General features: G+C 37.4%; 24 protein-coding genes and 2 pseudogenes. 25 read left to right on the top strand and 1 reads right to left on the bottom strand.

Annotated elements, in window-relative coordinates; genetic code table 11:
* Positions 1-49: 49 nt before the first annotated feature.
* The gene (locus ACQCVH_RS06630) at positions 50-1,513 is read right to left on the bottom strand and encodes an S-layer homology domain-containing protein (protein ID WP_426834975.1); all 1,464 of its coding nucleotides are present in this window, start codon (positions 1,511-1,513) and stop codon (positions 50-52) included.
* Positions 1,514-1,678: 165 nt separating this feature from the next.
* Between ACQCVH_RS06630 and ACQCVH_RS06625 the strand changes: the two genes are divergently transcribed.
* The 25 genes and pseudogenes from ACQCVH_RS06625 to ACQCVH_RS06505 all read left to right on the top strand — a co-directional run bounded on the left by ACQCVH_RS06625 (position 1,679) and on the right by ACQCVH_RS06505 (position 21,605).
* The gene (locus ACQCVH_RS06625) at positions 1,679-3,139 is read left to right on the top strand and encodes an S-layer homology domain-containing protein (RefSeq protein ID WP_426834974.1); all 1,461 of its coding nucleotides are present in this window, start codon (positions 1,679-1,681) and stop codon (positions 3,137-3,139) included.
* 219 nt (positions 3,140-3,358) lie between these two features.
* On the top strand, positions 3,359-3,967 hold the full coding sequence (locus tag ACQCVH_RS06620) for a hypothetical protein (protein WP_426834973.1): 609 nt from the start codon (positions 3,359-3,361) through the stop codon (positions 3,965-3,967).
* Positions 3,968-4,749: 782 nt separating this feature from the next.
* Positions 4,750-6,420 carry a deaminase domain-containing protein gene (locus tag ACQCVH_RS06615; protein ID WP_426834972.1) on the top strand — a complete coding sequence of 557 codons (1,671 nt, stop codon included), beginning with the start codon at positions 4,750-4,752 and terminating at the stop codon, positions 6,418-6,420.
* Positions 6,421-6,435: 15 nt separating this feature from the next.
* The gene (locus ACQCVH_RS06610; protein WP_426834971.1) at positions 6,436-6,792 is read left to right on the top strand and encodes an Imm3 family immunity protein; all 357 of its coding nucleotides are present in this window, start codon (positions 6,436-6,438) and stop codon (positions 6,790-6,792) included.
* 1,098 nt (positions 6,793-7,890) lie between these two features.
* The gene (locus tag ACQCVH_RS06605) at positions 7,891-8,469 is read left to right on the top strand and encodes an SMI1/KNR4 family protein (RefSeq protein WP_426834970.1); all 579 of its coding nucleotides are present in this window, start codon (positions 7,891-7,893) and stop codon (positions 8,467-8,469) included.
* 71 nt (positions 8,470-8,540) lie between these two features.
* Complete coding sequence (locus ACQCVH_RS06600) at positions 8,541-8,912, top strand: hypothetical protein (protein WP_426834969.1); 372 nt, start codon at positions 8,541-8,543, stop codon at positions 8,910-8,912.
* 173 nt (positions 8,913-9,085) lie between these two features.
* Positions 9,086-9,439, top strand: coding sequence for an SMI1/KNR4 family protein (locus ACQCVH_RS06595; RefSeq protein WP_426834968.1), 354 nt, complete (start codon positions 9,086-9,088; stop codon positions 9,437-9,439).
* 11 nt (positions 9,440-9,450) lie between these two features.
* Complete coding sequence (locus ACQCVH_RS06590; protein WP_426834967.1) at positions 9,451-9,633, top strand: RNA 2'-phosphotransferase; 183 nt, start codon at positions 9,451-9,453, stop codon at positions 9,631-9,633.
* Entirely contained in the window at positions 9,618-9,917 is a 300-nt protein-coding gene (locus ACQCVH_RS06585; protein WP_426835413.1) for an RNA 2'-phosphotransferase, read from the top strand. The genes ACQCVH_RS06590 and ACQCVH_RS06585 overlap by 16 nt, the downstream gene beginning before the upstream one ends.
* 753 nt (positions 9,918-10,670) lie before the next feature.
* Positions 10,671-11,000 (top strand): hypothetical protein, encoded by a 330-nt coding sequence (locus tag ACQCVH_RS06580; protein WP_426834966.1) that lies wholly within the window; start codon positions 10,671-10,673, stop codon positions 10,998-11,000.
* A gap of 334 nt (positions 11,001-11,334) precedes the next feature.
* A complete protein-coding gene (locus tag ACQCVH_RS06575; RefSeq protein WP_426835412.1) occupies positions 11,335-11,793 on the top strand; it encodes a hypothetical protein in 459 nt (152 codons plus the stop codon).
* A 369-nt stretch (positions 11,794-12,162) separates the two neighbouring features.
* Positions 12,163-12,651, top strand: coding sequence for a cytoplasmic protein (locus tag ACQCVH_RS06570; RefSeq protein WP_426834965.1), 489 nt, complete (start codon positions 12,163-12,165; stop codon positions 12,649-12,651).
* A gap of 326 nt (positions 12,652-12,977) precedes the next feature.
* Positions 12,978-13,409: a CdiA family toxin C-terminal domain-containing protein gene (locus tag ACQCVH_RS06565; RefSeq protein ID WP_426835411.1), complete on the top strand. Its 432-nt coding sequence runs from the start codon at positions 12,978-12,980 to the stop codon at positions 13,407-13,409.
* 20 nt (positions 13,410-13,429) lie between these two features.
* Complete coding sequence (gene cdiI, locus ACQCVH_RS06560; RefSeq protein ID WP_426834964.1) at positions 13,430-13,714, top strand: ribonuclease toxin immunity protein CdiI; 285 nt, start codon at positions 13,430-13,432, stop codon at positions 13,712-13,714.
* 233 nt (positions 13,715-13,947) lie between these two features.
* Positions 13,948-15,060 carry a deaminase domain-containing protein gene (locus tag ACQCVH_RS06555; RefSeq protein WP_426834963.1) on the top strand — a complete coding sequence of 371 codons (1,113 nt, stop codon included), beginning with the start codon at positions 13,948-13,950 and terminating at the stop codon, positions 15,058-15,060.
* Positions 15,061-15,863: 803 nt separating this feature from the next.
* Positions 15,864-16,559 carry an ADP-ribosyltransferase family protein gene (locus tag ACQCVH_RS06550; RefSeq protein WP_426834962.1) on the top strand — a complete coding sequence of 232 codons (696 nt, stop codon included), beginning with the start codon at positions 15,864-15,866 and terminating at the stop codon, positions 16,557-16,559.
* A gap of 11 nt (positions 16,560-16,570) precedes the next feature.
* Entirely contained in the window at positions 16,571-17,182 is a 612-nt protein-coding gene (locus ACQCVH_RS06545) for a pentapeptide repeat-containing protein (RefSeq protein WP_341080923.1), read from the top strand.
* 789 nt (positions 17,183-17,971) lie between these two features.
* Entirely contained in the window at positions 17,972-18,193 is a 222-nt protein-coding gene (locus ACQCVH_RS06540) for a hypothetical protein (RefSeq protein ID WP_426834961.1), read from the top strand.
* A 7-nt stretch (positions 18,194-18,200) separates the two neighbouring features.
* Complete coding sequence (locus tag ACQCVH_RS06535; protein WP_426834960.1) at positions 18,201-18,389, top strand: immunity 22 family protein; 189 nt, start codon at positions 18,201-18,203, stop codon at positions 18,387-18,389.
* Between the two features lie 133 nt (positions 18,390-18,522).
* Positions 18,523-18,747: pseudogene (locus ACQCVH_RS06530) on the top strand (T7SS effector LXG polymorphic toxin); the annotation flags it as partial.
* Between the two features lie 3 nt (positions 18,748-18,750).
* Positions 18,751-19,185, top strand: a complete 435-nt coding sequence (locus tag ACQCVH_RS06525) for an SMI1/KNR4 family protein (RefSeq protein ID WP_426834959.1) — start codon at positions 18,751-18,753, stop codon at positions 19,183-19,185.
* Between the two features lie 279 nt (positions 19,186-19,464).
* The gene (locus tag ACQCVH_RS06520; RefSeq protein WP_426834958.1) at positions 19,465-19,905 is read left to right on the top strand and encodes an SMI1/KNR4 family protein; all 441 of its coding nucleotides are present in this window, start codon (positions 19,465-19,467) and stop codon (positions 19,903-19,905) included.
* A gap of 95 nt (positions 19,906-20,000) precedes the next feature.
* Entirely contained in the window at positions 20,001-20,531 is a 531-nt protein-coding gene (locus ACQCVH_RS06515) for a hypothetical protein (protein WP_426834957.1), read from the top strand.
* A gap of 23 nt (positions 20,532-20,554) precedes the next feature.
* Positions 20,555-21,040 (top strand): annotated as a pseudogene (locus ACQCVH_RS06510) (polymorphic toxin type 15 domain-containing protein).
* Positions 21,041-21,059: 19 nt separating this feature from the next.
* The gene (locus ACQCVH_RS06505) at positions 21,060-21,605 is read left to right on the top strand and encodes a T6SS immunity protein Tdi1 domain-containing protein (RefSeq protein WP_426834956.1); all 546 of its coding nucleotides are present in this window, start codon (positions 21,060-21,062) and stop codon (positions 21,603-21,605) included.
* Positions 21,606-22,232: the final 627 nt, after the last annotated feature.

Here is a 22,232-nt window from a genome sequence, read left to right as displayed (position 1 = left end):
AGGCTATCCCTGGTTATGAGGATAGCCTGTTCTTGCGTGTTAAATGCTATTAGTAAAATAGACTTTCATATTTAGAGACTTCAGGAGTTACTTTAAAAATCGAACCGATTTTCTGAACTCTCACTTCTATGCCAATTATGCCGTTCTTTTTATAATTATTAGGGAACTTGATATAAGCATTTCCTTCTGATAACCCTTTGATCTTAAAGGTATTTCCGCTTTTGGCGATTTGGATGATATCTCCAGCTTCTTTTTCATTGAATTCGTACTTGCTGAAGTCATTGCCAGGGTATTTGCTTAGATCCACTGTTGCTTCAGTGACTTCTTCAATTGAGTAGGTCCTAAAATAAAATCCGGATTCCTCAATGGCCTGCAGTCCATATCGGACTTTAGAGCCATTTGAAAACTCGACAGTGGCAATATATTCACCTGGCTGATCTAAGAGAAGGGCGATGATATTCCGATCAGGATATTGTTTGACCGTTTCAAACTTGTAGTTTTCATCAATCACCTTGCCATCCATTGCTGCAAGTGATACTTTTGCGATCTTATCTTTCTTGACTTCAAGCCGGACATTGGTCGGGAGGATATCGTCTGTTTCCTCAAAATCAGCCTGTAATTGTCCGTTTGTCTTGGATACGGTCACATAGAATTTCTGGTAGCCGATATCTCTTTCTTCCGTGCCCTTCTTTTGTCCCCTCAGCACAAGCTTTTGTTTTCCTTCTTTCATTGGTACAATTTGATACTCTTGATTATTCGATTTGTTGTAGAGAACGATGATGGCTTGTTCATCATTTTCTTCTGGTTTTTCGAATCTGTCCTTATAATCTTCAAAACTATTGAACTCTGACCATCCGAAGTCACTCGCTTTAAACGTTTTCGCAGCAGAGCGGACAGTCTCCGTTTTGGTAATCAAAACAGCAGCCTGTGCCCTTGTAATGGGATCATTCGGGCTGTAGGTCGTTTTGGATGTGCCGGATGTGATGCCAAGCTTATATAGTGTGTAAACAGATTCCTGATGGCTGGCCAGTTTTAGAATATCAGTGAAAGGTGTATCCTGCCATTGGAAATCCAAATAGTTGAAGCCGAATGCTTTAATCAGTGTGGAAGCCATCTGTCCCCGGGTGATTTTATCATTGGGACCGAACCGGCCATCACTGTAGCCGCGGAAGATCCCTTTCTCGGCAACAGCTGCAATGCTTTTGTAGCTCCAAAGCCCGGGAGATACGTCCTTAAATCCAGGATCCTTCACATTCTCAGTATCCAGATCGAGCAGGTTTGCCAGAATGGCCGCAGCCTGTCCGCGGGTGATGCTATTGCCCGGCTTGAAGGTGCCATCCGAATAGCCGCCGATGATGCCGCGTTCAGCAAGCTTGTAGACAGCACTTGCAAAAGGCTTATTCTGCGGCACATCCGAAAAACCTGCTACAGCTGAAGCCCTGTTTCCGGAGTATGTAAACATACTAAGGAACAGAACAGAAACCATGAAAATAGCAGACCACTTTTTATGCAATACAATTACCTCCTATGAAATTGGGATTCTTTTGTAGTATAAGTATAAATTTGGAAGCGGGCAAGGGATGGGTGGAGGAAATACTTGGGATATGAGTGGGATTGGAAAATATTTGGGCTGGAGTGCTATAATGGCTTTAATTTCAAATAAGAAAGAGGCGATCCTATGAAAAAATGGCTTTTGGCAGCAACCGCACTTTCAGCTTCTATCCTCCTTGCATCCCCCGCTTCAGCAGCTTCTTATTCTGATGTCAGTGATAACTATTGGGCTAAAAAGGAGATTGATAAGCTTACAGAAAAAGGCGTGATTGGGGGATACCCGGATGGGACGTTCAAGCCAAGCAAGTCTGTAACAAGGATTCAGGCAGCGGCGATGATTGTCAAAGCGCTTGGACTGGAGAGGAAGGATGAAAAGGAGCCTGACTATATTGATATTTCGGCCTTTTTTCCGCAAAGGGATATTGTCGATATTATGAATGAAACGGGAATCATGAGAGGAGAATATGGAATGTTCAGGCCATACGAGCCAGTGACCAGGGCACAGATGGCTTCCATCCTGACCAGGGCATTCGAACTCAACCGGAATGACAGCTTCTATTTCACCGATATCCAGCCGGACTTCTGGAATTATAGTGAAATCAATGCGCTTGCAGCGAGCGGGATTACAGGAGGAAAAGGGGATCATACCTTTGCACCCTCTGAGGCAGCTTCAAGGGCCCAGTTCTCTGTATTTCTAAGCCGGGCCATTGATACGGACATTCCGCGGACACCGATTGAGCCGCTGGCCGGTGAGCATGGGGAGTTTGTGCAGAAGGATGGCTGGCTGTATGGGGTCGAAGGCAATGATTTGATTAAGTGGAATAAAGAGAATGGAAAGAAGACGATTTTAACCAAGGAAGAAGTAGAAGAGTATCTGAGCGGAGACAAGGAATTAATGCTGGATCCCCGGGGGTTTACGGAAAATACCAGCCTTCAGCTCAGCGGGGGAAAAGTGACTATTCCATTTAACCATGCGGAGAGGACTGTCCATAATATTTCCCCACGGTTTAAAATGTTTGCATTAGATGAAGAAAGCAGTACAATCAGCCCTTCAAAATTTCCAATTAAGAGTGAGGACTTCAGGCACCCTTATGTATTGGATGGAAAAATCTATTATATTATGTATTCGGATGTAGTATATTACTTTGAAAACGAAACAGTAGAGCTAAGAAGCGTAGACCTGGCTAACGGAAAAGATAAACTGCTTAAGACGTTCAAAACGGGAATCAATGCTTTTGAACAAAATGGTGGAGATCTCACCTTCCGCAGTGAGGATTTGTATGCGAACAGCCCGTTCAATATTGATTACAGCGGTTCGAAGATATACTACTATAATGCCGAGGATAAGAAAGTGAAAGCTCAGGATCTTATTACTGGATCAGGAGCAGTCCTTTACTCTGGCGAAGTGGAGGCACTGAGGACCTTCAAGGGGAAATTGTATCTTGTTACATCTTCCAGTGTAATATCCTCTGATTTAAAAGGGGAGAACAGGAAGGTTTTGGCTAAAGGGAAGACCACTTTGATTGATGAAAAGCCAGAAGGATTGGAGTTTACGGTGGGCGGTAAGAAAGTTTTAGTGAAAAGGTAAGCGGAATGGCGTTCGGCCACTGTTATATGGGAAAAGGGAGCTGCTAAGGAGGCTCCCTTTTTGTATGGGATTTTTTGTTTCTTCAGTGACTTGCCAGTTGGGGTAAAGTATAATGGAAGGGGCTTGTATACAGATAGAAAAAACTGAGCTGGCATAAAGCTGTTGCTAGTGTTTCAGCCAGTTATTATAATGAAACACAGAAGGGGTGTTAAGACTACAATGACGATGAAAGAAGTTATAAATGAAGGTGAAAAAATAACGATGGGCGGTTTGCCGTGGAATGCCGGCTATAACTCATTGACTGTCATGCTTTGCGTGGTGATCGGTCTTGCCTTGATCGGGATTGTCTATACTTTATTCAGGTCTAAAGTACATATTAATATCATGCTGCTTTCTGTTTCAATCCTCTTGTTTGCTGCAGTTACGGGGATGACACTGAAAGAAATCCATGAGGTTAAGTCGGACGTGTACAATGAGCGGGTAACTGAGTGGAGAGAGGGGCCAGCGAGGGAATTCGTGGATTCGCTGCCGGTCAGCCAGAGAGAAATCAATGTATTTGAGATTGATGAGTCAGAGCCAGTGAACAAATACTACCGGAACTGGTGGCAGATTAATTACAGTGATTATGATGAGATATACCTGGCCACTGTTGAGTATTCTTTTGATGAGGACGATGAAGAAAAACCGAAAAAAGGCTTGTTCGAAGTCGTCAGGGATTTGGAAAGCGGTGAAGAGCCCTATGTCGAATATCAGGAATTGAAGGAAAGCCTAGGGCATGGTGTTAATAAAGGGATGTATAATATGGTCATTCACGTACCTGGGGATTAAGGGATGGGGATGGTTTGGAAAGGGGATCATGGCTGAGGCTTTGGTTCCTTTTTTTTTGTTGGTAGATGTTTTGCAGGTACCAGGTAGGGTCCGTGGACAGAATGGGTGAAAGTGTCTTTTGATGGTACCAGGTAGGGCCTGTGGACAGAATGGGTGTAAGTGTCTTTTTGTGGTGCCAGGTAGGGTCTGTGGACAGAAAGGGTGGAAGTGTCTTTTGATGGTACCAGGTACGGCCCGTGGACAAAATGGGTGTAAGTGTCTTTTTATGGTGCCAGGTACGGGAAGAAGTACGGGAAGCTTCACAGCCTTATGCTGCGAGGTTTCTGTGTGTTTTGTACCAGGCACGAACGGTGGAGGAAGGGTATATGCCGCCGTTTAGAGCTGCTGAACTCATGTCGAAAGGACCACTAGTATTTTCCATATATTATGACTTTGTGACCTTTTGGGATTTTTAGGAAGGATGTAGACTTTAGGTAAGTATGCCAAAAGTCTATATGAGAATGGACTGCTGAACGGTTTGGATATTTTTTTATTTTAATAGAGAACAGAGTTTCTTTATCAGTCAGGGCTTGATTAGTTTTTGCCCTTGCAGCAAGTACGTTTCTCATGAATAATAATCCTAAAAATTCTAAGGAGGTTATACAATGAACCTTTCTTGCAGGCTCTTAAAATTTACATTGGCAGGACTGCTATTGATGGTGGCTTTTTTGACCCATTGGCAGCCTGCGTTCGCTGATGTCGGGGATGTAGATACGGAAAGGACAAGCATCACGAAAACTGAGGTGACAGATATTGAAGGAGAGCCGGTAGATGGCTCGAAGGAAAAACCGAATTGGTTCAATCGTTTGAAGGAGATAGCAAAAGGGGCTATTAAAGATTTAAAGGAAGGCTGGGACTGGACGACTGAACAGTTCAAGGAATTTAAAGATTGGTTCGATGAGAATTGGGACAAGGTTAAAAACTGGGAAATATGGGATCATGTGCAAGAGTTCTTTAATAATAAAATTGTAAAGGTTATACTGACAGCTTTGGGAGTAATAGCAGTTATAGCCGCTCTTATTTTTGGAGGAGTCTATGTACTGGGTTTATTGGGAATTACTGTTGGCATCGGAGCGATTCTCACCGCTTTGGGGGGCGCCATCGTTGGTGTTGTCATTTCGATCATAGGCGGGGAAACCGGCTTTGGGGGAATGCTCGCCGGCGGACTGTCAGGGGCGCTCTCTGTATTCGGCGGATTTGCTGTCCTCAGGCTGCTTAAGGGCAGCAAACTTCTATCATTAGTTGGTTTGCCAAGGCTTTTCGCTTTCGCCGCAGGTACAGGGGCAGGAGCAGTCGCCTACTCATTCCTCCATGGAACCTTGCATTACCTTTTTACAGGCGACAGCAGCCTATTAAGAGAAGCCTTTACATGGGAAAGTATTCTTTCCAATTTTACCATGGGAGCTGTGCTGGGGCCGCTCGGGGCCAAGCTCTTAAAGAGCGTTGGACCGGCAAACCTCATGAAAGGCCCCGGCAACTGGATTGCCGGCTTTACAGCAAAGCTTTTAAAGAAGCCGTTCAGCCGCAAGCTTGCCAGCCAGATCAACAAGGGCGTGCATATTGTTAAGAATTCGGCGATATACAGCGGAGCCACGAGCCTTATGACCTCCGCCTTTGATGCCTTCAGCCAGTGGCGCCAGACTGGAAACGTGGACTGGAAGAAGAACGGCAAGCGGGCTGCCATAGTGGCTGCCCTCACCATCCCGTTAATCGGCGCCGGGATGTTCGCCGGCACCAAAACCAAGATTTTTGGCGATGATGCTCCAGTTGTCAGCAGGACGATTCAACAAGATGATGTCCATTTTAGCATTAATAAACCGAAAGCTGATGGCGGGGATGTTAAGACGGATGTGGAAGTGCCTGCGCTGGAGAGGCCGGTGGCTGGGGATAGTAAAGGGGTTAATTTACGGATTAAGGGTACGGGTAAAGTATATCCAACTAGACAAATAGATTCAGTAACAGAAGCACATATAATTGATAGAGTGAAGGAACTAAGAGGGAAATTATCGAGTAAATATAAGAAGTCTGGTAATTTTGCTCTTGCAGAGGTGGATGTTAATAGTTTAAATAAAAAGGAGTTTTATGCTTCGAGTAAAATAGATGAATTTAAAGGGGATTTAGAAGAAAAAGTTCCTGAAATTTCATTGAAACCAAATGAGCCAATTTTTGAGGCAACTCTAGCACCTGGTAAAGATGGAAAACCTTTTATGCGAGATTCTGACACTGAGTATAAGATTTTGAATGAAATTGCTTTAAAACTGGGTGATGATGTAAATGCTACTGGTAAAATTAAGTTATTCACAGAACTAGATACGTGTGACAGTTGTAGCAAAGTAATAGCTGAATTTGCTAATAAATATAAGAATATTGAATTGGAAGTTATTCACAATAACGGTGAAAGACTTAAACCATAAAAGAGGAGTGATATCTTGGAAGACTGGGAATATAATGAAATATTTGAGGCTATTAATGAAGACTACAATGATTATTTAAAATTAAATAGAGGACATGAATATGCAATAGCAAGAACTGTTAATGATTATATAAATCTTGGAAAGATAGAAGACTTTATTGTTGATACTGCTATAGGCGAAATATTGTTATCCAAAAATAAGGTCTTTATTGGATATGTTGAAGGGATAACAAAGAGATTAAGTATGTTTAAAGATTTAGATGCTACAAGTGAACTGACACATGAAGAAATAGCAGACTTGACTAATAGGATAGAGAAAGTACTAGATGGTCTTAGTAAGGTTGAGATAGATTATAACCCTTATTCCGAGTAGTAATTTGCGAAGTTGTGATGATTAAATTAATTAAAAGCACTTGATTTCCTTTTTAGGGCATTAGGTGCTTTTTATGTGATATTTATGCTTTGGACAAAATAAAAATGTCTAAAATAAATTCATAGCTCATAAAGGTTGTACCATCAAGGCATTCTGTTTTAATACTTGGTTTGTGAAAATAATAATGATAAATAGGTGAGATGACATTTTACATGCCGAGAGGACTTATGTTACTGCCAAACACACAAACTAATGAAAATGACAAAGCTCGTAATGCTAAAGGTGGTAATGTTATAGATACATAAAGCTAGTGAATAAAAAGAAAGTGAGGATTTATGAGTGAGACAAAAGGAAAATGATTTACTTTAAAATCGAAAGCTCATGATGGTTGTACCATCAAGGAGTATCGGTTTAATACTTTGCGGAACTGAATAAGAAAGAGTAATGGGCGAGATGACATTTTACATGGCAGGGGTTGTTATAATAAGGAATGGCTGACAAACTAACGAGATTGACAAAGCACGTGGCGATAAACAAGAGGTAACGTTAAAGGACGTTCTTTTACTGCCTTTGGCATATAAATTTTGTGTTGTATTTTAACTAGAGACGGTCGTATAATACTCGCTATTCGTTTAAAAAGCGTTACATAAATTTTAATTTTCGTAACGGGAGGGTGAAAAGTTGAACGTTGTTGGGTATATACGAGTCTCCACTCAAGGGCAGGCAAGAGATGGATATAGTTTGAAATAACAGGGTTAAATTATGGCCAACTTATGTTGAGGATGTTATTTCACCGAAGACCGGTGAACCTTTTCTAAGCATTAATAAGACGAAAACTGTACACATACATACGAGAATGAAGCTCCTACTTAAAAGTTTTGGTATTGGTTGATCCAAATTTCAGAAGAGAAATAATTGAAAAGGACGATAATTAGCAATTGAGTTACAAAAACAGATTGATGATTTTGTTAATAGAAATGAAAGGAGGATAAACAGAGTTTCCTTAGAAAATATAGCAAGAATGTTGAAATAGTTAACCATAGTCAAATTAAGAAGCTAGACTCGGGTGCATTACCAGTTAATTGGTTAAATACTGTAATGGAAGATGATGATAGAAAAAGGGTGGAGAGAGCATTAGAACTTTGGGAGAACCTCGTTTCAATTGATCTAAGAAACACAATTTCCTATTTGAAGGAAAACCTTATAAATGTTGAATTATTAAAAAGTAATAATAAATACTCGATTTTGTATAGTGTGCGGATGGGAGATGGAGATATAGGCTATTATGAAGGAGGTATACCTAACGTTAATTTTGATAATGCTGCATTAGAAGCTAAATGGTCCAAAATACCTCGATCCATTAAGAATTTCTATGAAAATCTTCATGACGGTTTTTATTACTATGCGAGTAGAGCCATGGGGCTAGTAGCTCTGGAAGATGTTACTTTCTTTGAAGACGATGAGTGGGGTATTATCGAGGAGTTAGAAGAGCCTATACAAATTAACTTGAAAACTACTTTTGGTTTTTTTAAAAGTGGCATGGGCGGATATGTGGCGATAGATTATAAAAATGATGAAAATGACAATGCTACTTTATGGTTTACGGATGACCAACCAAAATATAATGTTAACTTTTGGGACATAGTAGATGAATGGTTAGTTATTGGGTTTGAATAGATTTCTAGAAGATGATAAATTTGTTTAAAATTGAAGAACGTGCCAAATTAAAGTAAGATAACAGCTCTACCTTGATTGGTTATATGCCTTTCAAGGTTTTTTGGTTAACAGGATTTATAAAAAATCCTTCACCCCCTGTTAGCATTAATAAACCGAAAGCTGATGGCAGGGATGTTAAGACGGATGTGGAAGTGCCTGCGCTTGAGAGGCCGGTGGCTGGGGATAGTAAAGGGGTTAATCTTCGAGGTGAGGGTACGCTTAATCCTAATGAAATCAGATTTAGCCGGAATTCTGTAAATGGTTCTCAAGAAATAATTGAAGGTATGGCTAAAAATGGGTGGGTAGGAGATCCAATTGATGTTGTTAGGATGTCTGATGGTGGCCTTACGACTATAGATAATACTCGTGTTGTTGCAGCTAGAGCTGCTGGAATTGACGTTTAGGCAGTTGTTCGTAATGCTGATGACCTATTACCTGAACACTTAATTGAAAGATTCACTACAAAGAAAGGTGTGCCAACTACATGGGGTGAAGCGATAGAATCGAGAATTGGTAAGCAAAATTCAGGCTTTAGAACAAACAACCCATATGGCTCATTTGAAATGGAGAAGATAAAATGATAAAGAAGATACCAGCAGAGTTTTTTGAGAAAGGATTCAAATATCCAGAATCATATACCAAAATTATTGAGTTGAATTTAGTTGACTTTGATTACTGGTATATTATGAGTGAAGAACAAGCCTTAAAGAGATTAGCAGGTTTAAGGCAAAGATATCCTGAAAGATATTTAGTACCGTTCGCTAGAAGAGACGACAATGATGATATTGCTTGTTTTGATTTAAGTGAGCCTGAAAAGGTTCAAATAATTCATGACTTTGCATCTAGTGGCTATGAACAGAGGAGAACTTATGAAGATTTATGGGAATGGCTACAAGAAGCAGTTAATGAGCTTATAGAGAGTAACAGATAATCAATACTGGGGTGATAACTATTAACTATCGAGAGTTGAGTAAAGAAGTATCTTATGCATTAAGACATGCACCTTCCGAATATGGCTTGTCTTTAGACGAAAATGGGTGGGTGGAACTTCTTAAAGCACTAAAAGAAAATAATAAATGGGCATCTATTGAGCTTAATATGGTCATACAATACCTTCGCCTATAAAAAAAGAAATAGCCGAGCCTCCAGAGTATTTATATCATGGAACAGCTAGGAGGTTTGTCGAGTCGATTAAGGAAAAAGGATTGTTATCACAAGAAAGTCAATATGTTCATTTGTCTGTAGATGAAGATACTGCTTATGAAGTAGGAAAGAGAAGAGATGAAAAACCTGTTATATTAAGAATTAAAGCTAAACTAGCATTTATGAATGGTGTTTCCTTTTACAAGGGAAATGATGAGGTTTGGTTATCGAATTCAATTAATAGTGAATATATTGAATTCAATTAAATTAAGCGTTATATAGTTACAATTCAAAGAAGAAGAATTTAATGAAATTGAAGAATTGGTTTTTATTGGGGGAAAATTAACATTTCAAAATGCATCTAAAGTAATTGGGAACGGAAAGTTAAAGTTGTAGACTATATATTTGAGGGTTAATGGAGTCTACCAATAATTAGTAGCTTGAAGGGCTATTGATATGCTCCCCTTCAGGCAATAGTTTATTTTTCATCTGTCTACCTGAAGGGGAGCATATCGCTATACGCCTTTATTAAATCTGATATTTGAATCAAAGACTCAAGATGATATCAGATGTTTATATAGAAAATTTGTAAATAATTATATCCTTCTATTTTTGACCTTGAAACTTTATCAAGGTCATTTTTGTTATTGTTTAGGTGATACGGAGTGTCGAATAAACCGCTTGTTAATAATAGAATAGAGATAACACTTGTAATCCCTATTTGATGTTTTATCAAATTATAGAGTAGGTACAGCTACTTTAAAACGTATGTCCTATAAAAGAATATAATTTTAATCCCTCATGGAAGTGGTACTGTTCACTCAAAAATTTCAGCTCACTACTCATCAAAATTTGACTATACAGATGGTTTAACTGTTCGTGACTGGCTTGCGAATCAATCATTTGAGGATCAATTTATATATGGAAAAGAACTTCTTGAAGAATTTGGAGATGTGACTGCTACAAGTAAGGGATGGGTGTTTACAGAATTTAAATAATAAAGGAGAGGAATTATTAAAATGGATGAAAGAGCGGCTAAGTTTGGTGAAATTGCAATGAAAAGGTGGGAATACCTTAACATTGAGGATAGCACCAAAGGAAATAAATGTTACGATGAGCTACTCACTATTGCAATAGAACTTCGAAATGAAGGTAACCTTCATGAACTTGATGGACTATTGGATAGTGAAAATGAAGGTGTTCAATTTGAAGCAGCAACTAAACTATTGACACTTAACTTTGAAAAGGCAGAAAAGACTTTAGAAAAATTGACTGATAAAAAAGGTATCTTACCTTTTTCAGCTAAAATGACTCTTAGACAATGGAGAGCGGGTAATCTTAAATTTTAGGATTCCATGCTCTTAATCATCTAGAATATCCTTATAATGAAGTAGAGTTAGAGGCAAGGGAGATCAATGGAAAGAAGTATGTGGTTGATTCTTATGTTCCAGGTGAGGAAATTGTTTAGAGGAAATTTACCCAATTGTCTGAAGTAAAAGAAACGACGGCATTAGGTTATTAAAGTGAGTTTACTAAGAAGTATTCTTCAGGTTAAAAAATTACCTCTGGTAAATTTAACCTGAATGCTTTGAAGGTAGTCGACTGGAGGGAGAATTAATTTTGGAAGTGCCTGTACAAACCAAGCCAGTTCCCCAAAAAATCATTAATGGGGGGTGTACAATTATGGGAATTTACTATTGTGATAAGTGGTCTAATACAAAAAATAAACCTTGGAATATAATTGATGAAGATACAGCAAAGACACTTCATGAAAATAGTGATCCATATACTGCTGTTTTAAGTGATGGAGATCAGCCAAGGTATCTAGTAAATGTCACTGATAAATGGGTATCGATAAGTTTTATGAATGATTATGGTCGCAAATATTTAAACTACGATTTTATAGTTAAAGAAGATAATAGGATATTCCTTAGGACAATAATGTATTGGGAGTATGAAGGAGATACACAATTAAAAAGTATGATTTTAGGCTATAAAGAAAATGGTCATATTGCAATGGAACAAAGAGATTCTAAAACTGGAGAAGTAGAAGAACGAGAGACAAAAGATGATGTGACTAGAAACTGGGATATATTCCCTGAGTTTGGCCAATACTTATATTTGTGCATAGAAGAGAGATAATTTATTTGAAAATCGATAGTTCATATGAGGTTAATGATGGAATTCTTATTGGACTACGAATATTAATATATGTAATAAACTAAAGCAAATGAACTGGCAAGTTTTAAAGGTATTACTTGTCATGATATATAAACTTACTCTACAACGTGTAAATAATGTATGTGCCATTGCTAGTCCACCAGTTAGAAAAATCCTACAAGATTTTCTTTCAGAAATACATCTTGATAGTTAGTTTTTAACATTCCATAGTTACAAGACTAAAATTAATAATACCGAACAATTTTACAAAAGTGGTAAAAATATAGAACTGCCTGTTTGGAATAGAGGCGGCAGAGCAGCAGAGGAGTTATGGGAAAGGTGGCTAGCTAAATGGAATTTGGTGAAAACTCTCAATTAGTAGAAGAAGTAATGGATTTTATTCGGAATAATAAGATGTTCAATTATAATAACTTTCATGTAAATAACTTAGAGGTAATAAAAGATTTCAATGAAGCTCAAAATCGTGCCTGGTCTCATGATTCAAGTGAAGTTGATACTGTATGGGAATATGTAAAATCACAAGAAGCAGCAAGTATTGTCGAAAAGGTTTATGACCTGGAATTAGTAACTCAGCAAGATGAATTATATGATTTTTTTAGTGACCATGACAATTACTCGAATGACTATCTCCCATTTAATTATTTTGATATCAACGAGGAAGTAGTAGGAGACCTCACCATGTGTGCTTTAAATCGATTAGTTAATGGGGAATCAGATAACTTTTATGGGAAAATCTTCGAAGTTTATAAGCAAGGAGGTTGGCCTTGCGGGTGGAAGGGGATATACCCTATTGGTGAAATTATTGTGTATGTACCTTAAGTAAAGAAAATTACAAACCTTAATTGGCAAAAGTGCCTTTCAAGGTTTATTTTTTTAGGGGCTACCTAGTGCCGAATGCATTGCTAGTTAATAGTATTCTTTCCAATTTTACCATGGGAGCTGTGCTGGGGCCGCTCTAGGGCAAGCTCTTTAAGAGCATTGGACCGGAAAACCTCATGAAAGGCCCAGGATTGCAGGCCTCACAGCGAAGCTTTTAAAGAAGCCGTTCAGCCGCAAGCTTGCTAGCCAGATCAACAAGGGCGTGCATATTGTTAAGAATTCGGCGATATACAGCGGAGCCACGAGCCTTATGACCTCCGCCTTTGATGCCTTCAGCCAGTGGCGCCAGACTTTTAGATAACTTTGGTAATCAAGTTAAGGATATTAATCAAGCTGTTACTAAAACGTCTCATCCTGATATTTCAGGAATTTATGAGGTGAAATATAAGCTTCCTGTTTATGATGGATTGAGTAAAGAAAATGGTGGAAAAGGTAACTTTACTGGACAGTGGAAAGAGTATAGGAATCCTAAGACAGTATATGACCCAAAGGTTTTTTCTGATGAACAGATATTAAAATTGGGTAGGGAAGCAATGGAAGAAGGTATTAGTAATAATAGGATAATTCAAGGTGGAGATAGGTCACCAAGTGATATGGTAGAAGGGTATGTCAATGTAAATGGGAAACAATTGAAATTTATGGGCTTTAAAGACAAAAATACAGGTGAGATTTCGAATTTCTTCCCAGTTTTAGATTAAATGATAAAGGAGTGTTTGTTATGAGCGAGGAAGTTTTTATTATTGAAGAATTTTCAGAAAAAGTTGAGTTGATGCGTCTATATTACAAAATAATAGGTGATGGGAAGTTTATAGAAGCGATTGAAAATTTCAAAAACAAACAAGGTTTTGGGATTGATCCAGTATGTTGTATTTTTGCAAATGAATATCAGACAGGAGAAGAGGGATACTTTGGTGAAACTGGTGTTAACTTCAGTATACAACCTCCTATGGCTGAAGTTGAGGAAAATGCTATTGTAGATGAAAATGTATTTTTCAATATTTAACAGAGGCTGGGGAAGACTATTTAACAAGACGACCTCAAGATCGAACAAGAGTTGAAGTTTCCTTAAAAGAACTAAAAGAAATATTAAATTTATCATAATTTAAGATGGAGAAGAAATAGATATTTCAAGCCACATTTACCAGATTTTAGATTAATCAAAAGTACTAGTATATAGGTGAGAAGAAGTATTATTTGGGTTAATGTTGCTGCCCTCACCCGCTGAATGGAGCCGGGATGTTCGCCGGTACAAAAGCGAAGATCTTTGGCGATGATGCTCCAGTCATCAGCAGGTCGATTCAGAATAATGACGTGCATGTTAGCATTAATAAGCCGAAAGCTGATGGCGGGGATGTTAAGACGGATGTGGAAGTGCCTGCGCTTGAGAGGCCGGTGGCTGGGGATAGTAAAGGGGTTAATTTACGGATTAAGGGTACGGGTAAAGTATATCCAACTAGACAAATAGATTCAGTAACAGAAGTACATATAATTGATAGAGTGAAGGAACTAAGAGGGAAATTATCGAGTAAATATAAGAAGTCTGGTAATTTTGCTCTTGCAGAGGTGGATGTTAATAGTTTAAATAAAAAGGAGTTTTATGCTTCGAGTAAAATAGATGAATTTAAAAGGGATTTAGAAGAAAAAGTTCCTGAAATTTTATTAAATCCAAATGAGCCAATGGTCAAGAGGAGGAATAGGATGAGAAAGTTTACTGAGATAATTGAAAGATTTGAGCAAAACTTAGTTAGAGATGGTCAAGTGTCTAATGAAGCTAAACAGGCATTTGGCCAAGCTAGTCTTGATGACCTAAATTATATTACTAGGTTGTATGAGACATTTACTAAGTGGTCTGCTTTTTATAAGGAAAATGATTTAGAAAATTTGAAATCATATGTAATTCCAGAAACTATAGTAACTTTTTATCGGGATTATGAGCCTCAAAACTTACCTGGTTTAAGTGGTGGGATAAGATTATTGGGACTAGAACAAATTAAAGAAGAGAATGCATCTGCTGTACCTAGTATGTTTTTGGTAAAATTTGGTTTATTAACTGTTGCTACAACTATAGGTGGTAATGTAATTTGTTTAGACTTAAATGCGATAAAGAATGATGAACCTAGGGTATTAATAGCAGACCATTCCTTTTGTTCTTACAATGATGACTTAGATGTTGTAGAGTGTGTAATTGTTCCAGATGATATAGCTGACAATTATTCAGATGATGAACCTATAGTATTAAATTACGATTTAATCAAAAGTTGCCTTCCACAGGTTGCAGATTCGTTTAGTGACTTTTTAATTAAGCTAGCAAATGAAGAATATGTGAATATTGAAAATGAATACTTGTAGGCATATTCGATAAGAGGTAGTAGCTTCATCTAATACCTGTATTATTCAACCTTGATTGGCTAAATGCCTTTCAAGGTTTTTTACTTTAATTTATATTAATTCAGTTGTTATTTGAGCGAGACAATAAAAAATGATTTGTTTGAGAATCGAAAGCACATGATGGTTGTACCATCATGGAGTATTATTTTAATACTCGGATAGTAAGAAAAGTACGATAATTAGGCGAGATGACATTTTATATGGTAGGGGTAGTATGACATGGATTGGCTAACAAACTAACGACAATGACAAAGCTCGTGGCGATAACCAATGGGTAACGTAAAGAGGTGCTGTTTTATTGTATAAGAAAATTAACTTATGGTTGTATTTTAACTAGAGACGGTCGTATAACACTCGCTATTAGTTAAAAAAGCGTTACATAAATTATAATTTTCGTAACGGGAGGGGGAAAAATGGAACGTTGATGGGTATATTCTAGTTTTGTTTAGGGACAAGCCAATAATAGATACAGCTTGAAATATCAAGAAAATAAAATTAAAGCATATAGAAAGTAAACCAGGTTATTGAAGACAAGGAATTAGGGGGCAAGCTTGTATGAAGTCGCCTACTCGTTCCTCCATGGAAGCCTGCATTACCTCGTACAGGCGACAGCAGCCTATTAAAAGAAGCCGTTCAGCCGCAAGCTCGCCAGCCAGATCAACAAGGGCGTGCATATTGTTAAGAATTCGGCGATATACAGTGGAGCCACGAGCCTTATGACCTCCGCCTTTGATGCCTTCAGCCAGTGGCGCCAGAATGGAAACGTGGACTGGAAGAAGAACGGCAAGCGGGCAGCCATCGTTGCTGCCCTCACCATCCCGTTAATCGGCGCCGGGATGTTCGCGGGTACCAAAACCAAGATATTTGGCGATGATGCTCCAGTTGTCAGCAGGACGATTCAACAAGATGATGTCCATTTTAGCATTAATAAACCGAAAGCTGATGGCGGGGATGTTAAGACGGATGTGCAAGTGCCTGCGCTTGAGAGGCCGGTGGCTGGGGATAGTAAAGGGGTTAATTTACGGATTAAGGATACGGGTAAATATACTGGAGGAAGAAAACAGAAAGAATTAGATGATTTGGCAGGAGATCCATCGCATGGTGGTAAAATTAGGGATCAGGGTTTGAAAGAAAGAGAGATAGGGCTCGATTTGGAGCAACAAGGTAAGTTAGGGAAGATTATACGTGATCCACAAGGCAATGGTGGGGCAGAATTTATTGATACAACAAATAATACTAAATGGGACGTTAAAAGCTTCGTCTCTTATCCGAATGGTCATACATCACCTAAGAAAGGGGCATTTACAGTAAGTAACGGGATGAAAGGTATTAATAAAGAACTTGAAAAAAATTATAATGTAATTGTGGATGTAAGGGACATGATTCCTGAACATGTTGAACAATTAAAAGAGGCAATAGAGAAAGCTGGAGTATCAAATAGGATTATTTGGTATCCATAAGGGAGGTTAGTATGAATACTGATATCAGAGAAATTATCGTTCAATTAGAGTCGCACCGTCTTTGGATTGAAACTATTGGTGAACAAGGAGAAAAACTAGGTATAGATGAGATTGATTTGCGAAATGTGGATTTGTCCCCGTATCCACTAGACCAAGCGTATATAACAGATTGTATCTTTGATGGCATGGATTTAAATAACAAGGATATCTCGTCATCTTTACTATGTTCATCAACTTTTATATCTGCAAATTTAGAAGGAGCAGATTTTGGAAAATCTAATGTCTCGTATGTAGACTTCACAAATGCCAATATTAAAGCTGCTAGACTTGCTGATAGTGAATGTATTGAAACCGTGTTTGCTAAAGCAGATTTATCAGACGCTAATTTAGTAGCTGGTCTTTTTGATGAGGCGGATTTTCGTAATGCAGTTTTATTAAATGCCGATATACGGTTAGCAACGTTTGAAAATGTATTGCTAAACGGAGCTATATTAACTGGCATTCGTGGAATAGAAGAGGCTTTTATAAAAAGTATCAATATAGGAACTGCAGAAAAACCAATAATTTTAATGGGTGAAGAAGCTAGGAAATGGTTACAAAATAAAAGTTTGAACATTGAGTAGAATTTAAGAATACACTAAGCGATAAGCAAATTCTATTCACAACTTCGCTTCATAAACTTTCAAAAGGTTTATTCCAACTTGGCTATGAGTTAGGAATAAACTTTTTTTCATATAAAGAAATCAAAGGAGAAAATAAATCATGGCAAAAAATCTCAAGCGATAGGAATGGACCTAATGAACAATAATTGTTTGAGAATTGAGAGCTCATGAAGGCTGGACCATCAAGGAGTGTTCTGTAAACAGTGGTCTAGGCAGAAAAGTGTGAGAATTAGGTGAGATGACATTTTACATGCAGGAGATAGTGTTGTATGAAATAGTGACTAAATAAACGAAAATAACAAAGCTCGTGGCGATAAACAAGGATATAAATAGTTTTTTAATTGTGTATAGTTAAAGAAATCCTTGAATTTGAATTAATAACTCATGAAGGCTAGACCATCAAGGAGTGCTATTTTAACAATTAAGCAATAAGAGCGAGAAGAGGCGAGATGACATTTTACTTACAAGGACCACTTTTATGGATGTCGTAAGCAACAAACACACGAGATTAAACAAGCTAAAGGGTTTAAACGTTACACTTGCCAAGTAGTAAAAAGATGTCATACTGTCGATATAAAAATAACTTATAAAACTCTCAAATATATTAATAAACTTAGAAAATTTATAAACTTAAAGCACTTGATTGTCTATAACAGGCGACAAGTGCTTTTTCATGTTTAAATATGTAAATTGAAAAGATTACGATTATTTAATTAGTGTACTAAGTGGTTTAAAGAGTGGGGAATATCAATGGATGAAATAAAAGAAATGAGAACTTTAACAAAAGATGTAAAATTTATTAATCCACCTGGTGCACATGGTGGAGAAGGTTCTACGGTAGCCCATAATCAAATTCTACGAATAATAGATACATCAAAAGATTATGATACCTTTGTAAAAAGATTAAATAATTGGGCAGAAGATAGATTGGAGAGAGGGAAAATGGGGTTACCAATTGAATTAAGGAGGTAGTAAAATTATGCATTACTATGTATCAATGTGGATTGGGAATTTTGGCAGCAAGGAAGAGTTAATGAATTATACAAATATTGAATATACAGAAGATGGAGACAGTATTTCTTCAGTTTTCGAAAAAGACTTTAACTTAGATTATTATGATCGCGATTTAGTAGAAAAAAATGGATTAGTAAATCGACAAATAGTGTGAAGGATTTATTAGATGGATTTTCTTACTCTGATCAATTTTTAGAACAATTTTCTACTATAAACTATAATGAAGAATTTAATTCTGCGTCTCAACTAAGGGCGGCGCAAGAGATGAATATAGTTTGAGAGATCATGGTCAAAAATGGCCAACTTATACTGAGGATGTTATTTCAACGAAGACCGGTGAACCAATTCGAAGAAAAGGAGATAAATACGATGCCCATCATATAATTGAGAATAGTTTCCAAGAAGAACATGGATGGTGGAATATACATCCTGCTAAATTTCCGAATGAACATCAATCAGGAATCCACGGTACCGGCTCACCAGCAAATGAATTATTTAAAGGAGGAAAGTAATTTATGCGATTTGATTTTATTAAAAATCAAGTTGGTAATCAATTCTTCCCTGTAAGTGAAAAAGAAATTGAGGAAGTTGAATCCACCTTGGGATTGAAATTTCCTTACGACTTGAAAGAATTCCTTGTAGAAGTTGGTTATGGTTTTCTTAGAAAATCTGAATATAATATCAATCGGATTATGGGACCAGCTTCTATAAGAGATGCCAGATTAAAAGTTAATGATTTTGAATTTTATCCCGATATAGAGGTATATGAAGAACTTGAAGAGGGAAAAATAATTTTCTTCGAAGCAAATGAAAGTGCATTGTTACTAATTGACTTGAGTGAAGGAAAAGATAATTCAATTTATTATGACGAGATAAAAATTGCTGATTCTTTAATGGAATTCCTAGTGAAATTAATGGACGACGACAAATATTATATTAATATGGAGTAGATTTAGCTGAAAGAACGGCGTTATTTTTAAGGTTATATAAAAAATGTTCATATAACTATCCAATCTTTAGGGCTTCAGTTTATATAACACCACGGTGATGAATCATATGGTTACACTCGAGAATGAGTATAATAATAATTTTTTGTTGTAGAACAATGATTTGGATGCAAATAATAAAAGTGAGACAAAAATAAAGATTAGGGTGCTCATGTTGGTTGTAGGCTGGTACTCTTGGAAAAGGGCTGCCAGTAAATACACCGTTTGAAGGAGAAAAAAATAATGGGCTATGAATTTATTAAGGCAAACGAAGAAAATAGTTTTTTTCCAGTGACTGAGAATGAAATAAAACAGGTGGAGAAGGAACTCAATTTAAAGATTCCTAAGGATTTAGTTGATTTTTATAAAGAAGTTGGCTACGGGTTTATAAAAGGTTCAGAGTTTAATATTAATCGAATCATGGACCCTTATTCCGTAAGAGATTTTCGGCAAAGAGTTAATGACTTTGAGTTTTATCCCGACATAGAAATCTATGATCAATTTGAAAATAACAAATTAATATTTTTTGAAGGGAGTGAATCGGCCTTGATGTCGATCGAATTGAATGAAGAGGAATGTAGTCCGGTTTACTATTATGATATTCAAATTGCAACTTCTCTTAAAGAATTCTTAAGAAAAATAGAAGGAAATGATAAATTCTACTTGGAGTTTCTAATTGATTAAAAACTCTTACCTTGATGGGCTAAATGCCCTTCAAGGTTTCTTTTTTGAGGAGGTACCTAGGGCTGAATGAACGTTAGTTTATTGCAAAATATAGATTGATCATTGCAAGCCTGGGGCCGCTCGGGGCCAAGCTTTTCAGGAGCATTGGACCGGCAAACCTCATGAAAGGCCCCGGCAACTGGATTGCCGGCCTCACAGCAAAGCTTTTAAAGAAGCCGTTCAGCCGCAAGCTTGCCAGCCAGATCAACAAGGGCGTGCATATTGTTAAGAATTCGGCGATATACAGCGGAGCCACGAGCCTTATGACCTCCGCCTTTGATGCCTTCAGCCAGTGGCGCCAGACTGGGAACGTGGACTGGAAGAAGAACGGCAAGCGGGCTGCCATAGTGGCTGCCCTCACCATCCCGTTAATCGGCGCCGGGATGTTCGCCGGCACCAAAACCAAGATTTTTGGCGATGATGCTCCAGTTGTCAGCAGGACGATTCAACAAGATGATGTCCATTTTAGCATTAATAAACCGAAAGCTGATGGCGGGGATGTTAAGACGGATGTGCAAGTGCCTGCGCTGGAGAGGCCGGTGGCTGGGGATAGTAAAGGGGTTAATTTACGGGTACGGGTAATATAAAGCATTTGGACGATGTACCAAGAATAAAAGAAGTTAAAGTAAATTTTAAAAGAAATAATAAACATGACTCCGAGGAGTTTGCAAGACAATTGAAAGACTAAGAAAAAGGAATGAATGAATTAACGATTGACGAGTATCTGAAAAATAGAGACAGATATATTGCTGAAGGTAGAGCAATAGAAGGAAATGCAGCTCAAAAAATGGCTAGACAAGAAGCACTTAAAGATAAAATTGCTGAACTGCGAAAACAAGGACTTTCCAGAGCAGATGCGACAAAGCAAGCTTCAGAATGGCTGGAAACAAAAGCAGCACTTCATAATCCAGATCAAATAGCTGGAGGAATAGCAGACACTATTGGAGGTATGGGGGATAAAAGAGTAAATTCCTCGATAGGTTCACAATGGAAATATAGAATTGATATTGTTGATGAGCAAATTAGGGAAATTGCAAAGAATATGTCACCTGAACAGCTAAAGAATACTTATTTAAATGTGAAATTAACTCAATAATCAAAGGAGGGTATGTTAATTGGAAACTATATTTAGCGATTTTATTAAACATGAAACAGTTGATGAAAATGTTATTTTAAAATATAAGGATAAAATTCCTGAAGAATTGATAGAAACATGGGTAAAATATGGGTTTGGTACTTTCGCAAATGACTTTTTAAAAGTTATTAATCCAGACGATTATTTAGGTATTTTAGAGAGAAGTTATCTAAGGTATGAGCAGGCCATTCCTATTTTTACAACCGCAATGGGTGATATTATAGTATGGGAAAAAGATAAGTATGTAAATTTATTAAACTTTAGGAAAGGATATGTTAATGTTGTTTCATCCGGATTTGAATTCTTTTTTGATGACTTAAAAGATAATGACTTTATGAATGATGAATTAATGTGGCAGCCTTATCCTGAAGCGATTAGTGAATACAGTGCCCCTAACTATGACGAGTGTTTTGGATACACACCTCTATTAGGTTTAGGTGGAGCAGAAAAAGTAGAGAATCTAAAAAAAGTCAAACTGAAGGAGCATATTCTTATTATTACTGAATTTATGGGACCAGTTCAGTAATATTCGGGAGTATGTTATAGAATTACCATAAGCACTTGATTGCCTTATTAGGAATCAGGTGTTTTGGTTTTTTTATAAATCTTAACTTTGAGATGTTGGATATTACTATACAGAAATTCATAGTTCATGAAGGCAGTACCATCATGGAGTATTGGTTTTATATTCGGATTTTGTAAGAAGTACGATAAACACTGCAAAACCCGCAAACTTTAAACAATGACAAAGATCGTAATGCTAAAGGTGGTAACGATAAGGATACATAAAGATAGTAAATAAAAAAAAGTGAGGATTTTTTTGGGGAGACAAAAAGAAAATGATTTAATTGAAAATCGAAAGCTCATGATGGTTGTGCCATCAAAGAGTATCGTTTTAATACTTTACGGAAAATGAATTGGATAGGCGATATTAAAGTTGGAGTGATATTAAAATCTTAGATAGTATAACTGATATTGGTAATTCTCCTCCACTAATTATTAGAGATAGAGATGGAGCAACTTTCCTGTAAACGCTAAAATAAAAGTTGACCACTTTAGCGGTTTTCGCTAACCAAAAAGTTGACCACCCTTAACACCCATCCCTTATCATAAGTTTGTCGAGAACTGTATGATTTGGGAGGAAAAAGGATGT

Origin of the sequence: Bacillus infantis, from assembly GCF_050107595.1 — a bacterium.
Taxonomy (GTDB): Bacteria; Bacillota; Bacilli; order Bacillales; family Cytobacillaceae; genus Bacillus_AB; species Bacillus_AB infantis_C.
This window is presented reverse-complemented; position numbering and strand designations above follow the sequence as displayed.

What these genes read in the sequence shown, in the direction of transcription:
- ACQCVH_RS06520 (WP_426834958.1), top strand. Translation starts at nt 19,465, where the DNA reads ATGGGCTATGAATTTATTAAGGCAAACGAAGAAAATAGTTTTTTTCCA.
- ACQCVH_RS06570 (WP_426834965.1), top strand. Translation starts at nt 12,163, where the DNA reads ATGGAATTTGGTGAAAACTCTCAATTAGTAGAAGAAGTAATGGATTTT.
- ACQCVH_RS06525 (WP_426834959.1), top strand. Translation starts at nt 18,751, where the DNA reads ATGCGATTTGATTTTATTAAAAATCAAGTTGGTAATCAATTCTTCCCT.
- ACQCVH_RS06625 (WP_426834974.1), top strand. Translation starts at nt 1,679, where the DNA reads ATGAAAAAATGGCTTTTGGCAGCAACCGCACTTTCAGCTTCTATCCTC.
- ACQCVH_RS06620 (WP_426834973.1), top strand. Translation starts at nt 3,359, where the DNA reads ATGACGATGAAAGAAGTTATAAATGAAGGTGAAAAAATAACGATGGGC.
- ACQCVH_RS06555 (WP_426834963.1), top strand. Translation starts at nt 13,948, where the DNA reads ATGTTCGCCGGTACAAAAGCGAAGATCTTTGGCGATGATGCTCCAGTC.
- ACQCVH_RS06545 (WP_341080923.1), top strand. Translation starts at nt 16,571, where the DNA reads ATGAATACTGATATCAGAGAAATTATCGTTCAATTAGAGTCGCACCGT.
- cdiI (WP_426834964.1), top strand. Translation starts at nt 13,430, where the DNA reads ATGAGCGAGGAAGTTTTTATTATTGAAGAATTTTCAGAAAAAGTTGAG.
- ACQCVH_RS06575 (WP_426835412.1), top strand. Translation starts at nt 11,335, where the DNA reads ATGGGAATTTACTATTGTGATAAGTGGTCTAATACAAAAAATAAACCT.
- ACQCVH_RS06580 (WP_426834966.1), top strand. Translation starts at nt 10,671, where the DNA reads ATGGATGAAAGAGCGGCTAAGTTTGGTGAAATTGCAATGAAAAGGTGG.
- ACQCVH_RS06535 (WP_426834960.1), top strand. Translation starts at nt 18,201, where the DNA reads ATGCATTACTATGTATCAATGTGGATTGGGAATTTTGGCAGCAAGGAA.
- ACQCVH_RS06565 (WP_426835411.1), top strand. Translation starts at nt 12,978, where the DNA reads ATGCCTTCAGCCAGTGGCGCCAGACTTTTAGATAACTTTGGTAATCAA.
- ACQCVH_RS06605 (WP_426834970.1), top strand. Translation starts at nt 7,891, where the DNA reads ATGGAAGATGATGATAGAAAAAGGGTGGAGAGAGCATTAGAACTTTGG.
- ACQCVH_RS06540 (WP_426834961.1), top strand. Translation starts at nt 17,972, where the DNA reads ATGGATGAAATAAAAGAAATGAGAACTTTAACAAAAGATGTAAAATTT.
- ACQCVH_RS06595 (WP_426834968.1), top strand. Translation starts at nt 9,086, where the DNA reads ATGATAAAGAAGATACCAGCAGAGTTTTTTGAGAAAGGATTCAAATAT.